Origin of the sequence: Salipiger pallidus (assembly GCF_014643635.1) — a bacterium.
GTDB classification, from domain to species: Bacteria; Pseudomonadota; Alphaproteobacteria; order Rhodobacterales; family Rhodobacteraceae; genus Salipiger; species Salipiger pallidus.
Genome location: NZ_BMJV01000001.1, coordinates 138,406 through 152,195, shown reverse-complemented (window position 1 = coordinate 152,195; position 13,790 = coordinate 138,406). Strand labels below are relative to the sequence as shown.

Genomic DNA, 13,790 nt, shown 5'->3' with positions numbered 1-13,790 from the left:
TGGCATGCCTTTTCAGCAGCAGCGGTTCAGGGCCACATGTTCAGGCCGGGCTGGTCGAGACATTCGGTGCGCGCGCCGGGCCGCTTCCCGGCGTCACCCGTTGTTCTTCCGCCCAGCGACGCAGAAGTGCCGCGTTGCGCGAGTTCGACTTGAAGCCGATGTCGAAGATATCACCCACCAGCGGTACGAGACCGATCAGCCAATCGACGCCGATATTTCCGGCCATCTGCACGAGCAGGGGTTTCGGCACCCCCATTTCCCGCGCCTCATTGATAATCCAAACGGCAGGTGCAACCGCCAGCGAGTCCCCGATGCCGGGCAAGAGTCCTAGCAGCCCATCCCAGCCGAACCGGATCTGTGTGAACGGCAGCCGGTAAGCTCGGTCCATGCTCCGGGCCACTCGCTCGACGCGGGCCACCCGCTCGAAGGTGCGATCACTGTTGTTCGACATCTGCATGGTGATCAGGCGTAGCGGGGTGTACGGGCGATGATCCAGATGGCGTGGACGATGCCTGGGATGTAGCCAAGAATGGTCAGAAGGATGTTGATCCAGAAGTGCTTGCCGATGCCGACCTGCAGAAAGACACCGAGGGGCGGCAGCAGGATGGCGGCGATGATGCGAATAAGGTCCATGATCGGAGCCTCCGTTGTGTTTCCAGTTGATATCACAACACCGTCAGGCAGCAGAGGTTCCGTTGCGACGCAGGCGTAGGCCGGACTGCCGGGCACCGGTCACCGGCGCGGCGGGGTAATGACACCGATCTCGTTCAGGATCGCATCTAGTCCCTCGAGCCGAGCCACGGCCGGCCGGGCCCTGGCGCAGAGTGCGTCGAACATCTCGCGCAATTGGTCCTTCTCCTTGCCTTGGCAGTCGTTCCACGGCCGGCCCTGAAGCCCCATGTGCATGACGTAATAGCCGATGAAATGCGGCTTGGTGCCGGCGCGGACCATGGCTTCGTAGGCGGCATCGGCCCCCATGGAACGCAGGGTTTCTGCGTCCTTGATGCCGGCACGGCTGCAGGCAGCCTCGACTGCGGGGCCAAGATTGCGGATCGACGTGATCGGGGTGCCGCCCTCAGCCACAGGCGCACCCGGTGCCGCGCCTGATCCATTGCGTTGAGCCAGTGAGCGCGGGCAGGGCGCAAGGCATCACCCGCACTGCGGCATGGCGGTGACCGCGTCCCGCCGTGCTGTGCACGCATCCCACGCTGCTGTGTCTGACGTTATGGCCGGGCGTAACCTCTCCGGTCATTTCAGGATGAAGCGCAGCGCCGCTAGGGCTCATAACCGGCTCGAGGGTGCTGGGAACACTGGCGCTTGATAGGGCGATAGACAAAGACTTGCCCGGCATTGGCGGCAACCTCTTGGACAGAACCTATGGACAGGATGACACCCCCACATGGCTGCTACAAGCTGGATCGGCCCGCCGATGAGCTCCCGGCTGGGGACGCCAGGGGCAAGGGCATATGTCCGCCGGGATAGTCCATAATACGCCGCGAAAACCGTTCAAGTCGCTTTGCAACAGCAAACCACGGATTTGCAAATTAACCCTGCGGCGACGCTTGTGATCTGTTGTGATGATGAAATGATTGAGGCAGGAATTTACGCCATTGAGATCTTGAGGGAGACAACCGATGCAGATCACGCAGAACCACTCCGTTCTGGTGGAAACCTTCGGCGCCAGTGACGGCGTCGCATTGCGGGCGAAACAGGCCATCCTTGTGTTGGCCGGCATTGCGCTGCTTGCCGTCTGTGCCAAGATCAAGGTGCCTGTGCCCGGCTCGCCGGTGGCGATGAGCCTTGGCACTTTCGCCGTCCTCGGCGTCGGCGCGGCCTACGGCCCGCGCCTTGGGCTGGTGACGATCATGGGCTACATGATCGTCGGCGTGCTGGGCTTTGACATCTTCCAGAACTCGACCGCCGAGCTGAACGGCATCGAATACATGATGGGCAGCACCGGTGGCTACCTCGTGGGCTATGTCATGGCCACCTTGCTTATGGGTCTGCTGGCCCGCGCGGGCTGGGACCGTTCTGCGCCGAAGATGGCCGGGGCGATGCTGCTGGGCAACCTGGTGCTGTACGTGCCCGGTCTGATCTGGTTGGGGATGCTCTATGGCTGGGACAAGCCACTTCTCGAATGGGGCCTGACGCCGTTCCTCGTCGGGGATGCGATCAAGCTGGCGCTGGCCGCGATGATCCTCCCGGCGGTGTGGAGGCTGGTGGGCCAGGCCCGCGGCTGAGGCCTTTACTGTCAGTACGCACAGACGCGCGGCGCGGAGCAGTTCCGCGCCGCGTTGCGTTGCGGCAGGGCTTGCACGGTGCCGTGAGGGCATCTACCCATCAGGTATGATCCTGCAAACCCGTATTCCCCATGATTTCGGCATCCATCGTCCTTTGCCGAACGTCTCACCGCTAAGCATGAACGACTGGCTTCTGGCAGATGAGGCCTTTGCCGCGCAGATGGCAGAACGCGAGCGGTTGATCGCCGGGAAACGCGACGCGGTGATCGCCATGGACGAGGGGGCGCGATCTGCGGCGGAGGAACTTCTGCAAACGGTCCTCGGCCGCCTTCCCGGCCCATTCCGCCGCGAAGGCAGCCGGGTGATCCGGCCGGATGGCGTTGCCGTGGGGATCGACACCAGTGACCCCATGGCCACGCTGGGCCTGCTGGTACAAGAGGATCTGTGTCTGCTGGAAAAGCGTGGCGGTGACGAACACCTGCTCACCGGCGCGGTGCTGTGTTTTCCTGCAGGCTGGCGGTTGGCGCAAAAATACATGCGCCCGCTCTCCGAGATTCACAGTCCCATCCCCGAGTACGATGCGGCGATCGCGGCGCGGGTGCAGCGCCTCTTTGACGGGGTTCGGCCGGACCGGCCCCTGGTGCGGTGGAATCGCCTGTGGCACGACGACCCGGCGTTGTTCCAGCCGGGATCAAGGCAGCACGACGCCGATCGGGTCGAGCCGCGAACAGCACCCTATTTCCGCTCCGAACGGCAATGCCTCGTACGGCTGCCGGAAACCGGGGCGGTGGTGTTTTCGATCCATACCTACGTGGTGGCGCGTGACGATTACGGCGACGGGCTTCCCGCGGCCGAGAAACCACCTTCCGCGATTATTTGAGCGCACCTTCCACCATGGCCCAAAGCGCGTCCGAATTGGTCAGTGCTATCAGTGCCATACCCACCGAAAGCGCCCGAGACAGCAGCCGCAGGTCGATGGCCCGCATAAGCCAAAGGCAAGCCATCCCGATGAGCCTGACGCTGTAGCCAAACACCGCGACGATCATGCCCATAGCTCCGAGCATGGCTGAACGGCGCGGCAGGGCGTCCTCGATATCGCCGTGCGGGTCGTCCTCGTCGTCCCGCGGTTCCGGATCGGGCACAGTGCTTCGAGTGGTGCCGGGGGCATCATAAATGTCGCGATTGATCCGGCAGGCTGGTGCGTCGTCCGTTTTGGCCCCGTTGGCCCGATCTGCGCCAGATGTGATGCGCGAGGGGTGATCCGCAAGCGGCGCGATGTGTTCGGCCGCGCAGATGGCGCTGCGTATGCTCTGTGCGAGCCGCGCGTCTTCATCGTGGTCGTACTCGGGCTTGCAAACAGCAGCGCTCGGGGTGTCGATGAATTCTTGCTCGTCCGGGAACAGCAGATCGACGAACTCGTCCGCCTCGATCATGCAATCGGGCGACAACCATTCGACGATGTCGACTTCGACCTCGTCCATGAGCGTAAGCACGGTTTCCGCCAGAAGAGAGGTGACGAGGTCGTCCTCCGCTGGCCCCGCCTCGCGCGAAATGACGCGGATCTCGAGCTTGCGGACGCCGCTATCATCCATGCCGGAGGAGGCGGAACCGGGGCGCAGCACCAGGCCGACGCGGTCGCCCATCAGGGCCGGGCGTTTTCGAGATGTCTGAAGGGGGCGGCCGGAATATCCATCCAGACGGCGCAAGACCTCGGCTGCTGCCGTGAGGCAGGCCAGCAGGTTGATATCGCCATTCTGGCCGAGGTGAAGCCCGGCATAGGGATACGTCGGTAGCGCCATGATACTCGCTTGTTGAGCCGGAAAACGGTTCGCGAGAACATGTTAGAAAACGAATAAGGCCGCTCGGGGGCAGCATGTTGACGTTAGTGGGAAGTTAACCACCGCGCGGAGGCTGTCCCGCGCGGTGGTCCGGAAGGCCTTGTTCAGCCCTCGATACGCGCGGCAACCCGTGCGATCGCCTGCTGGTACACCGTGGCGGCGTTCCATTCATTCAGCACACGGAAGTTTTGTGTGCCTTCGCCGAAGGGTTGGCCGGGCTGCCAGCCTTTCTGACGCAGGAAGTTTGCGGTCGAGGCAAGTGCGTCGTACTGGTTGTAAAAGTCCACACGGCCATCACCGTTGCCGTCGACGCCATAGCGCATGGCGTTGCCCGGCAGGAACTGGGTGTGGCCCAGCTCGCCATGGGCCGCGCCCTGCTGGTTGGCCGAAAGCATGCCGCGGTCGACCATCTGCAGCGCCGCCAGCGCATGAGGCGTGAAGAAGTCCGAGCGGCGGCAATCATAAGCTACGGTGGTGATCGACGAGATCACCGGGACATTGCCCATGGTGCGGCCAAACCCGGTTTCCATGCCGTGGATCGCCACGAGGATGCCAGCCGGGACGCCGTAGCGCTGTTCGAGCGAGCTATAGAACTGCGGATTCTGCTGGATCCGCTTGCGCGCCGTGGCCGCAAAGCCATCCACCGACCCAAGGCGGATGCGGATGAACTCATCCAGCGAATAGCGCACGCCGGTCTGGTTGCGGTCGGCAGAGATGGTGGTGCCCGAGTACTGGGCCCCCATCAGCGCCTGGATGCCACGCTGGCCTACTCCGGCCTGCTGGGCCTCGGCGGCGAACTCCTGTTTCCAGGCCTGGTAGCCGCTCGAGGTGTTGCCGCAGGTGGCGGCCTGGGCCGCCCCGGCAAGGCCGAGGGCAAGCGCGGCGGCTGCCGTGACGGTACGGATGGCGCGAGGCATGTTTGATCTACTCCGAAAACTTCAAATCTACCGGATCAGGGTAGCCCGGAGGACACATCGGGCAAATACAATCTTATCGGTGCGCGCCGCGCCGCCGATCAGCAATCAGAGCGGCAACAGCCCAGCCAGAACCGCCTTGCTGTCCGTCAGAAACAACGCTCCGGAAAGGGCAAGCACACCCAAGGCGCGCCCGCGCTCGCTGGCAAGCAGCCGGGCGCAGGTCTGGACCGGTTGGGCAATGCGCGCAGCACGATCCGGCGACGGGTCCACGTCTGGGGAACGGGCGAAAGCCTCGCGTAGGCGAGCCCGTAACGCGGCATCGCTTTGTGCAGTAGGAACGGACAAGATGTGTTGATGGGGGCTCGGGTCGCGCAGGGCCGCCGCTTCGCTCCGGTGGGGCGTCACCCGGCGCGGCCGCGGAGCCGGGTGGGCGGCATGGGGCCTCGGGGACGGCTGCGCAGCGTCGGGACGTATGCGGCGCGGACGGAGCGCAGCGCCTGGCCCGGTGGTTGCTGCGATCACCGCAAGCGCGCGGCGCACGGTGGCGGCGTCGCCGGAGGCGGTCAGCATCGCTTCGTGCCGGCCTTCGGCAGCGGGCCGCATCTCGAGCCGCCAGTCGACCCCATCGGTGCGCAGGCAGGCAGATTGTTCATCCCTGTTGTCACGTTCGAGGATCGTCAGGCCGTGGCTGACCAGCGCGGTTTCAAGCGCATCCGCAAGGCGGGTGAAGCCGGTGAACATATCGGCGGGGCACACAAGTCGGGCACACAGAGTGGATGTCGCATCCATGTCGGGACCTCTTGCAGCTGTAATAGCGAACAGACTGATACTGTGAGGCAAATATGGAGAGAATTGGGTAAACATGGCTTGGTTGGTGCGGGTTTGGACATGATGCGCCCTGTTTTTGCCCCATGCCGGGCCAAATGGGGCGAAACTGACGCAATCTCCCGTATGCAGTGTATCCGACCGGGCAATATCTACTGAAACAGCCGCAAACTTCGTGGTTTTGCGCACAAAATCCCCACGCGAGACCGCTATTGCGCAGATCGTGTGTCCTGAGGTCGGTGTCGTTTTGTGCGCCACTCACTTGCTGTGTCGGTCTTCTCGTCCTGTACTCGTAGCCGTTTACCAAGGCTTTCGGACGCCCGGACCGACATGTGAATGCGACAGCACGGCCCGGACAGGCTTGGGCGTCACGCGCAGACCTCGAGATGGACGGCCAAGACGGGGCGCAGGTGGGCGGCCAATGGATGACCTCGCCCAGGGGCACGAAAAAAAAGGGGCGCCCCGCAAGGGCGCCCCTGATGTCGCGATGTCCGCGGACGGGATCAGCAGCTGTAGTACAGCGCGAATTCCATCGGGTGCGGGGTCATCTCGTAGGCTTCGATCTCTTCCATCTTCAGGTCGATGTAGCCTTCGATCTGGCTCTTGGTGAACACGTCACCGGCCAGAAGGAAGTCCATGTCGGCCTTCAGCTCTTCCATGGCTTCGCGGAGCGATCCACAGACGGTCGGGATCTCTGCGAGCTCTTCCGGCGGAAGGTCGTAGAGGTTCTTGTCCATGGCTTCGCCCGGATCAATCTTGTTCTTGATGCCGTCAAGGCCGGCCATCAGAAGTGCGGCGAAGCACAGGTAGGGGTTCGCCGCGGGATCGGGGAAACGAGCCTCGACGCGCTTGGCCTTCGGGGATTCGGTCCACGGAATACGGACGCAGCCCGAACGGTTGCGTGCGGAGTAGGCGCGCAGAACGGGAGCTTCGTAGCCCGGGACCAGACGCTTGTAGGAGTTGGTCGACGGGTTGGTGAAGGCGTTCAGAGCCTTGGCGTGCTTCAGGATACCGCCGATGAAGTACAGCGCTTCCTGGCTGAGGTCCGCGTACTTGTCGCCTGCGAAGAGCGGCTTGCCGTCCTTCCAGATCGACATGTTCACGTGCATGCCCGAACCGTTGTCACCCTTGACCGGCTTGGGCATGAAGGTCGCCGAACGACCGTAAGCCTGTGCCACGTTGTGGATGACGTACTTGTACTTCTGAAGCTCGTCCGCCTGCTTGGTCAGCGAGCCGAAGATAAGGCCCAGCTCGTGCTGCGAGGTCGCAACTTCGTGGTGGTGCTTGTCGACCTTCATGCCGAGGCGCTTCATGGTCGACAGCATCTCGGAACGGATGTCCTGGCCATCGTCCATCGGGTTTACCGGGAAGTAGCCGCCCTTAAAGGTCGGGCGGTGGCCCAGGTTGCCCAGCTCGAAGTCTGCGTCGGTGTTCCACGCAGCGTGGTCGGCGTCGATCTCGTAGGAGACCTTGTTCGGCGAAACCGAGTACTTCACGTCGTCGAAGAGGAAGAATTCCGCTTCGGGGCCGAAGTAGGACGCATCGCCGATACCCGACGAGATCAGGTAGGCTTCGGCCTTCTGAGCGGTGCCGCGCGGGTCACGGTCATAGGCTTCGCCGGTGTCCGGCTCGACGATCGAGCAGTGCACGCAGAGGGTCTTCTCGGCATAGAACGGGTCGATGTAGACGCTGTCGGGATCGGGCATCAGTTTCATGTCCGATGCTTCGATCGACTTCCAGCCAGCGATGGAGGAGCCGTCGAACATGAAGCCTTCTTCGAGGAAATCCTCGTCGACTTCGTCCGCGATCACCGTGACGTGCTGCAGCTTGCCGCGCGGGTCGGTGAAGCGGATGTCGACGTAGGCGACTTCCTCGTCCTTCATCAACTTGATGACGTCCTTGATGCTCATTCCCTGATTCCCTTTCTTCAATTGGGTCCGGTATGGGGGTCTGGTTGTTCGAGGGGAGACCGCCCGCGAAAGGCGGCCCGCCAGCCTCAGAGCGCGTCCGAGCCGGCTTCGCCGGTCCGGATGCGGATAGCTTGTTCGACGGGGCTCACGAAGATCTTGCCGTCACCGATTTTGTCGGTTTTCGCCGCGTTGATGATCGCTTCGACGGCTGCGTCGACCATGTCGTCATCGAGGACGACTTCGATCTTCACCTTGGGCAGGAAGTCGACCACATACTCCGCGCCGCGATACAGCTCGGTGTGGCCCTTCTGGCGGCCAAAGCCTTTCACTTCGAGAACCGAAAGGCCCTGGATGCCGGCATCCTGGAGCGCTTCCTTGACCTCGTCGAGCTTGAAGGGCTTGATGATCGCCTCGACCTTTTTCATGGTCTTTTTCTCCTCGTAATCCCGTGTCGGACCCTGCCAGAACATGTCTGGCTGACCGCCACAATCCGATAGCGGAAGGGGGCAGGGGGTGTGTAGGGCGATTCCTACTCGTAGATTATTTTATGTGCAAGTGGCACTAAAAATGGGCAGTTTGAGAACTTCAGAAGGGGCAAAATGTCAGAATTGCTGACTGTTGCGCAGATGCGGGAGGCAGAGGCCCTCGCAATGCGCGAAAAGCGGGCATCGGGGCGCGAGCTGATGGAGCGCGCGGGGGCCGGTGTCGTTGAAGCCATCTGCGGGCATTGGCCGGATCTGGTGCCGGGCGCACCGCATGCGGTGGTGCTGTGCGGGCCGGGCAATAATGGCGGCGACGGGTTCGTGGTGGCCCGGCTTCTGGCGCAGCGCGGCTGGCAGGTCGAGGTCTTCTTCATGGGCGATGCAGAGCGCCTGTCAGCGGATGCCCGCGCCATGCATGACGAGTGGTCGGCGCTTGGCCCGGTGAAGCACATCGACGATACCGGAACCGGGGAGCGCCCTGACTTGCTCGTGGATGCGGTGTTCGGCATCGGGCTGTCGCGGCCGATTCCAGCCGAGGTGCCTGCAGCCGTCGCGGCGGTACGGTCGCGACGGGGAGGTGGCGCGCTAAAGCTCGTGGCGGTGGATTGCCCGTCAGGCTTCGATGTGGATCGCGGCCAGTACCTTGCCGGACCGGTGACCTCCGCCGAGGATCTTGGTGAATGGATGACGCCGGACCTTTGCGTCACGTTCCACCGGCCGAAGCCCGGCCACATGCTCAGCGAGGGCGCCGGGGCCGTGCTCAAGGTGGTCGACATCGGCATCGGAACGCCGTTTTCAACCGATCCTGCCGCGCTGGTCGCAACACCGAAGGCACCGGATGCGCTTCGCCTCATCAGCCCCGATACGCAGGGCACCGGGGGCTGGTACAACCATGTCACTGGCCTGCGTGCCGCGCGGCACAAGTATGAACGCGGTCATGTGCTCGTGCTTGCGGGTGGCGTCGGGCAGGGCGGCGCGGCGCGCATGGCCGCGCGGGCGGCGCTTCGGGTCGGGGCGGGACTGGTGAGCATCGGTGTGCCGCAGGCGGCCATCGCGGAACATGCGGCGCAGCTCAACGCCATCATGTTGCGTGTGGTGATCGAGGGGCACGACCTGCGCCACATGCTCGAGGACGAGCGGCTGCGCTGCATCGTGCTCGGGCCGGGGCTTGGGATGCGGCGGGCGGCAATGCTCGTGCCTGCGGCACTATCAGTCCGCCGGGCCTGCGTGCTTGATGCGGACGCGCTGACCGCCTTCGCCGATCACCCGGCGCGGCTGTTCGAGATGCTGCATGACCGTGCCATCCTGACCCCACACGATGGCGAGTTCCGCAGGCTGTTTCCCGACATCACGCAGGCCATGCCCGAAACTGGCCGCATCGAGGCCGCCCGCGCCGCCGCCGCCCGGGCTGGCTGCACGGTGCTGCTGAAAGGTGCGGCAACGGTCATCGCGCGGCCTGACGGCTGCGCTTCGATCCACTCGGCGCTGCGTGAACGCGCTGTTCCCTGGCTTGGCACCGCGGGTGCCGGCGACGTGCTAGCTGGGCTGATTGCCGGCCTCTTGGCGACATCGGAGCCCGAAGCGCTCGATGTTCTCGGTGCCGCCGAACTGGGAACATGGCTGCATGTGGAAGCGGCGCGTACCTTCGGACCGGGGCTCATTGCCGAGGATCTTCCCGAAATGCTGCCGCAGCTCTTCCGGCGAATGGGCGTCTGAGACAGCAAAGCCCTCGGGCGTGGCTTGGTGGCCCTGTTGCGAGGGTGCGTATTTGGAAACACAAGAATGGCAGGCGCCCGCCCGGCTGCTTCTTCTCTTTGGTAAATGCGCCTGCCGGAGGCATACGCTCGCGCGGCGTCCGGCAGGCGCGACAGGTCAGTTGCCGTAGGCCACCGAGGGCAGCCACGTGGTCAGCGCAGGGAACTCGAAGACGATGAGCAGGCCCAGAAGCTGGAGCATGACGAAGGGGATGATGCCCCGGTAGATATGCGCCAGTGACACGCCCGGCGGGCAGACGCCTTTGAGGTAGAACAGAGCAAAGCCCACGGGCGGTGTCAGGAATGAGGTCTGCAAGGTCACCGCCACGAGGATGGCGAACCACACCACCTGCGGATCGCGCACCTGATCATAGCCGGGCACTGCAAGTTCGAGCCCTTGGATGATGGGCAGCATCAGGGGCATGATGATGATGGTGATCTCGATCCAGTCCAGCAGGAAGCCGAGACAGAACACGATGAACAGGATGAAGGCCACGGTCCAGTAGGGGCTGTCGAAGGCTGAAAGCACCAGCTCCTGCACGATCTCGTCTCCGCCGTAGCGGCGCAGCACGTAGGCAAAGAAGTTCGCCGCAAGAAAGATTCCCACGATGTAGCCCGATGTGTTGAGCGTGGATCGCGCCACCTCGCGGAAGACCTTGAGGTTCAGCTTGCGGGCAAACAGCGCCAGCAGCGTGGCGCCCAGCGCGCCGAGGCCGGAGGCTTCGGTGGGCGTCGCGAGGCCGACGAAGATCGAGCCCAGCACCAGCAGGATCAGCAGCATAGGCGGCACCACGGCCACCAGCACTTCGCGGATCTCGTCCCAGCCGACGGCCTGCGTGCGTTCGGGGGCGGGCATGCTGTCCGGTGAGATGAGGCCGTAGATGACGATGAACACGATGTAGAGCGCGCCGAGGATGAGCCCGGGGAACAGCGCCCCCATGAACAGATCACCGAGCGAGATGGCCAGCTGGTCCGACATGATCACCAGCATGATCGATGGCGGGATCAGGATGCCCAGCGTCCCCGCACTGGCAATGGTGCCCGTGGCGATGGGTTTCGAGTAGTTCTGCGCCATCATTGCGGGCAGAGCCATCACTCCCAACAAGGTCACCGAGGCCCCGATAACGCCGGTGGAGGCCGCAAGGATGATGCCGATCAGCAGCACGGTAAGCGACAGCCCGCCGCGCAGGCCTCCGAACAGTTTCTGCATCGCGTGCATCATGCGCTGCGCAACGCCGGATTGGTCCAGCATCAGCCCCATGTAGATGAACATGGGCAGCGCCACGAGCACCGGATTCTTGATGGTGTTGCCGAAGATCCGCCCGGACAGCGCCTGCAGCTTGCGGTAGTCGATGCCGGTGCGGTCGAAGGCCATGATCTCGCCCCAGAACCGGCGGTAGGGATCAAGGCCGATCTCGGCGATAAGCACGAAGATCAGGGACACGCCCACAAGGGCGAAGGCCACGGGGATGCCACGGAACAGCATCCAGATGAAGGTGAGGAACATCGCCGCGACGGCGATCTCGTTGACGGTCAACCACTCCATGGATCAGGCCTCCTTTCGCGCAAGCGCGCGGGCCAGCGCGATGATGGCCACGGTCAGGACAAGCGCGCCGAGGACGGTCCAGCGCATTTCATGCGGGCCGAACTCGAGCTCGCCGAAAACGGGCAGGCGGCTCACGTCGCGGGCGTCCATCTCGGGGCCACGAGTGAGGTAGAAGACCCCGAAGAGTGTGTAATAGAGCGCGAGGTTGATGGCATAAGCCACCGCCGGGAAGGCGAACAGCAGCTTCTTCCACAGCATCGGGCGCGTCAGCTTGCCCAGCAGCCGCACGTAGGCCGCCCAGGTGGCGAAGGCGATGAACAGGAAGCTGAGGTTCAGGAAGGTCTTGAGCAGCCACAGCCTGTGCAGCCCGTTGGGGCTGTCCGATCCCTCGCTCGCGCGGATCGAGGTCAGCGCGTAGTCCAGCGTCACGTCCCAGCACAGGATGATGAAGGGCAGGAACAGCCAGGCAAGGCCGAAGATGTCGGTGCGGATGCGCTTTCGCTGTTCGAAATTGTCGTAGAAGATGTCCACCCGCACGTGGCTGTTGGTGGTTACCGCGTAGGCGATGCCGATCATCACGGCCATGCCATAAAGCCACCATTGCAGGTCATCGAGCCATGCCTGGTTGTGGCCCATCTGGCGCAGGATCACCTGTGCGCAGATCGCCACCATGAGGATGGGGAACAGCCAAGCGGCAAGGTTCGACACCATCACAACCATCCGGTCGGCGCGGGTGTGTTCGGCCCGCCCGATCTCGCCGGGATCGGAGATGGCGGCCACGACGTCTGAAGCTTCTGTCATTTGCGCCTGCCTTCCGTTGCGCATCACGTCAGGGCCGGGGCAGCGACGCGCCGCCCCGGCCGGGGTCACGATGTCAGAGGATCACTGGCCCGCAATCTTTGGTCCAAGATTGCTGGCCAAAATCACTGGTCAGCGACCGAGGTGTAGGGTCGCGGCAGGTAGATGTTGTTGCCCCACAGCTTGTAGCCCTCACGGAATTCCTGCAGGTCGGCCCAGACCTCGGCAAAGAAGGCATCCTCGGCTGCGAGCTCGTCGGCCACCTCGAGCCATGCGGTCTCGAAGTGCTGCAACTGTTCCTCGTTCCAGTTCTTGATCTCGACGCCGTGTTCTTCGACGTTCTCCTTCATGGCGGGGAAGTTCTTGGCTTCGCCTTCCGCGAAGTTGTCGGCGAGGTTGGCCATGCAGGCGATTTCAATTTGGTTCTGGGCAATCTCGTCGAGGTCTTCCCACTTGTCCTTGTTGATCAGCAGCTCGAACATGGTCGAGGGCTGGTGCCAGCCGGGGAAGTAGTTGTATTTCGCGATGTTGTAGAAGCCGAGGTTGGCATCGACCAGCGGCATGGAGAACTCGGTGGCGTCAATGGCCCCGCGCTCCAGCGCCGGGAAGATGTCGCCACCCGCCAGCAACGAGGTCGACACCCCAAGCTTGGCCATCACCTCGGCACCAAGGCCGAAGAAGCGCATGTTCAGACCCTGCAGGTCTTCCATGCTGTTAATTTCCTTCTTGAACCAGCCCGAGGTTTCCGGCGCGTACATGCCGCACAGTAGGACCTTCACGTTGTAGCCGTTGTCGTCGTACATCTGCTGGAAATAGCTGAGCCCGTCATCGTAAAGCATCCATGCCAGCATCTCGCCCGGCTCAGGGCCAAAGGGCACGGCGGCAAAAAGGCCTGCAGCCGCCATCTTGCCCTGCCAGTAACCGGAGGTGGAATAGGCCGCGTCCACCGATCCGTTCGATGTGGCGTCAAGCATTTCCAGAGCGGGCACCAGTTCGCCGGGGTTGAAGTGTTCGAACTCGACGTCAGTGGAAATCGAGTTGATCTTGTCCACGAAGGCGACCGACGCGGTGCCGAGGATCGGCAGGTTGTTGGCATAGCCGCTGGTCATCTCGAACAGCTCCTGCGCGTTTGCGCCGGATGCGACGAATGAGGCCGCTACCGCAGCCACGAATGCATGTTTCATTGGGTCTCCTCCCTTGGATCCCGGTTGTTCCCCGAAATGCCGCGCCCCCTATTAAGGGCGCGTGCGGCGGCTCCTCTTCCACCGGTTTCAAAGGCTAGCGAGCCATCACGGGGCTGTGAATACCCAATACTACTGAATCGTTTTACTGAGCTTGGAGTGCTGTATGGTGCAGTCAAAAACGTTAAAGTGGGTAACTTCCGGGTACTTGCGCACTCTAATCAATGCGGCGGTCTATTCAGGTTTTTGATCCGTTCGCGCAGTACCCTTGTCAGATTCATCATCCAGGCGCTGCTATC

At 63.1% G+C, this 13,790-nt stretch carries 14 protein-coding genes; 3 read left to right on the top strand and 11 right to left on the bottom strand.

Annotated features, from left to right (window positions below):
* Positions 1-40: 40 nt before the first annotated feature.
* The 3 genes from IEX41_RS00705 to IEX41_RS00695 all read right to left on the bottom strand — a co-directional run bounded on the left by IEX41_RS00705 (position 41) and on the right by IEX41_RS00695 (position 1,083).
* Positions 41-457 carry a DUF4112 domain-containing protein gene (locus IEX41_RS00705; protein ID WP_229672856.1) on the bottom strand — a complete coding sequence of 139 codons (417 nt, stop codon included), beginning with the start codon at positions 455-457 and terminating at the stop codon, positions 41-43.
* A gap of 5 nt (positions 458-462) precedes the next feature.
* Complete coding sequence (locus tag IEX41_RS00700; RefSeq protein ID WP_188787851.1) at positions 463-633, bottom strand: YqaE/Pmp3 family membrane protein; 171 nt, start codon at positions 631-633, stop codon at positions 463-465.
* Positions 634-732: 99 nt separating this feature from the next.
* Complete coding sequence (locus tag IEX41_RS00695; RefSeq protein WP_188787849.1) at positions 733-1,083, bottom strand: TfoX/Sxy family DNA transformation protein; 351 nt, start codon at positions 1,081-1,083, stop codon at positions 733-735.
* Positions 1,084-1,634: 551 nt separating this feature from the next.
* Between IEX41_RS00695 and IEX41_RS00690 the strand changes: the two genes are divergently transcribed.
* Together IEX41_RS00690 and IEX41_RS00685 are read left to right on the top strand one after the other, a co-directional pair.
* Positions 1,635-2,240 carry a biotin transporter BioY gene (locus tag IEX41_RS00690; RefSeq protein ID WP_188787847.1) on the top strand — a complete coding sequence of 202 codons (606 nt, stop codon included), beginning with the start codon at positions 1,635-1,637 and terminating at the stop codon, positions 2,238-2,240.
* 106 nt (positions 2,241-2,346) lie between these two features.
* The gene (locus IEX41_RS00685) at positions 2,347-3,120 is read left to right on the top strand and encodes a heme-dependent oxidative N-demethylase family protein (RefSeq protein ID WP_188787845.1); all 774 of its coding nucleotides are present in this window, start codon (positions 2,347-2,349) and stop codon (positions 3,118-3,120) included.
* Here IEX41_RS00685 and IEX41_RS00680 read toward each other — a convergent pair.
* From IEX41_RS00680 to IEX41_RS00660, 5 genes are all read right to left on the bottom strand, one after another.
* A complete protein-coding gene (locus IEX41_RS00680; protein ID WP_188787843.1) occupies positions 3,113-4,039 on the bottom strand; it encodes a hypothetical protein in 927 nt (308 codons plus the stop codon). The two genes, IEX41_RS00685 and IEX41_RS00680, sit on opposite strands and share 8 nt — an antisense overlap.
* A 143-nt stretch (positions 4,040-4,182) precedes the next feature.
* Positions 4,183-4,995, bottom strand: a complete 813-nt coding sequence (locus IEX41_RS00675; protein WP_188787841.1) for a lytic murein transglycosylase — start codon at positions 4,993-4,995, stop codon at positions 4,183-4,185.
* A 105-nt stretch (positions 4,996-5,100) separates the two neighbouring features.
* The gene (locus tag IEX41_RS00670) at positions 5,101-5,784 is read right to left on the bottom strand and encodes a hypothetical protein (protein WP_188787839.1); all 684 of its coding nucleotides are present in this window, start codon (positions 5,782-5,784) and stop codon (positions 5,101-5,103) included.
* Between the two features lie 539 nt (positions 5,785-6,323).
* Complete coding sequence (gene glnA / locus IEX41_RS00665; RefSeq protein WP_188787837.1) at positions 6,324-7,730, bottom strand: type I glutamate--ammonia ligase; 1,407 nt, start codon at positions 7,728-7,730, stop codon at positions 6,324-6,326.
* Positions 7,731-7,816: 86 nt separating this feature from the next.
* Entirely contained in the window at positions 7,817-8,155 is a 339-nt protein-coding gene (locus IEX41_RS00660; RefSeq protein WP_188787835.1) for a P-II family nitrogen regulator, read from the bottom strand.
* Positions 8,156-8,329: 174 nt separating this feature from the next.
* Here IEX41_RS00660 and IEX41_RS00655 point away from each other — a divergent pair, with 174 nt between their 5' ends.
* Entirely contained in the window at positions 8,330-9,928 is a 1,599-nt protein-coding gene (locus IEX41_RS00655; protein WP_188787833.1) for an NAD(P)H-hydrate dehydratase, read from the top strand.
* A gap of 156 nt (positions 9,929-10,084) precedes the next feature.
* Here IEX41_RS00655 and IEX41_RS00650 read toward each other — a convergent pair whose 3' ends face one another.
* From IEX41_RS00650 to IEX41_RS00640, 3 genes are all read right to left on the bottom strand, one after another.
* Complete coding sequence (locus IEX41_RS00650) at positions 10,085-11,512, bottom strand: TRAP transporter large permease (protein ID WP_188787831.1); 1,428 nt, start codon at positions 11,510-11,512, stop codon at positions 10,085-10,087.
* Between the two features lie 3 nt (positions 11,513-11,515).
* Entirely contained in the window at positions 11,516-12,313 is a 798-nt protein-coding gene (locus IEX41_RS00645) for a TRAP transporter small permease subunit (protein WP_188787830.1), read from the bottom strand.
* A 122-nt stretch (positions 12,314-12,435) separates the two neighbouring features.
* Positions 12,436-13,494 carry a TRAP transporter substrate-binding protein gene (locus tag IEX41_RS00640; RefSeq protein ID WP_188787828.1) on the bottom strand — a complete coding sequence of 353 codons (1,059 nt, stop codon included), beginning with the start codon at positions 13,492-13,494 and terminating at the stop codon, positions 12,436-12,438.
* Positions 13,495-13,790: the final 296 nt, after the last annotated feature.

Excerpts from the sequence above, each read along its gene's own strand:
- IEX41_RS00675 (WP_188787841.1), bottom strand. The coding sequence starts at position 4,995 with ATGCCTCGCGCCATCCGTACCGTCACGGCAGCCGCCGCGCTTGCCCTC.
- IEX41_RS00700 (WP_188787851.1), bottom strand. The coding sequence starts at position 633 with ATGGACCTTATTCGCATCATCGCCGCCATCCTGCTGCCGCCCCTCGGT.
- IEX41_RS00680 (WP_188787843.1), bottom strand. The coding sequence starts at position 4,039 with ATGGCGCTACCGACGTATCCCTATGCCGGGCTTCACCTCGGCCAGAAT.
- IEX41_RS00645 (WP_188787830.1), bottom strand. The coding sequence starts at position 12,313 with ATGACAGAAGCTTCAGACGTCGTGGCCGCCATCTCCGATCCCGGCGAG.
- IEX41_RS00670 (WP_188787839.1), bottom strand. The coding sequence starts at position 5,784 with ATGGATGCGACATCCACTCTGTGTGCCCGACTTGTGTGCCCCGCCGAT.
- IEX41_RS00690 (WP_188787847.1), top strand. The coding sequence starts at position 1,635 with ATGCAGATCACGCAGAACCACTCCGTTCTGGTGGAAACCTTCGGCGCC.
- IEX41_RS00660 (WP_188787835.1), bottom strand. The coding sequence starts at position 8,155 with ATGAAAAAGGTCGAGGCGATCATCAAGCCCTTCAAGCTCGACGAGGTC.
- IEX41_RS00705 (WP_229672856.1), bottom strand. The coding sequence starts at position 457 with ATGCAGATGTCGAACAACAGTGATCGCACCTTCGAGCGGGTGGCCCGC.
- IEX41_RS00685 (WP_188787845.1), top strand. The coding sequence starts at position 2,347 with ATGATCCTGCAAACCCGTATTCCCCATGATTTCGGCATCCATCGTCCT.
- IEX41_RS00655 (WP_188787833.1), top strand. The coding sequence starts at position 8,330 with ATGTCAGAATTGCTGACTGTTGCGCAGATGCGGGAGGCAGAGGCCCTC.
- IEX41_RS00650 (WP_188787831.1), bottom strand. The coding sequence starts at position 11,512 with ATGGAGTGGTTGACCGTCAACGAGATCGCCGTCGCGGCGATGTTCCTC.
- IEX41_RS00640 (WP_188787828.1), bottom strand. The coding sequence starts at position 13,494 with ATGAAACATGCATTCGTGGCTGCGGTAGCGGCCTCATTCGTCGCATCC.
- glnA (WP_188787837.1), bottom strand. The coding sequence starts at position 7,730 with ATGAGCATCAAGGACGTCATCAAGTTGATGAAGGACGAGGAAGTCGCC.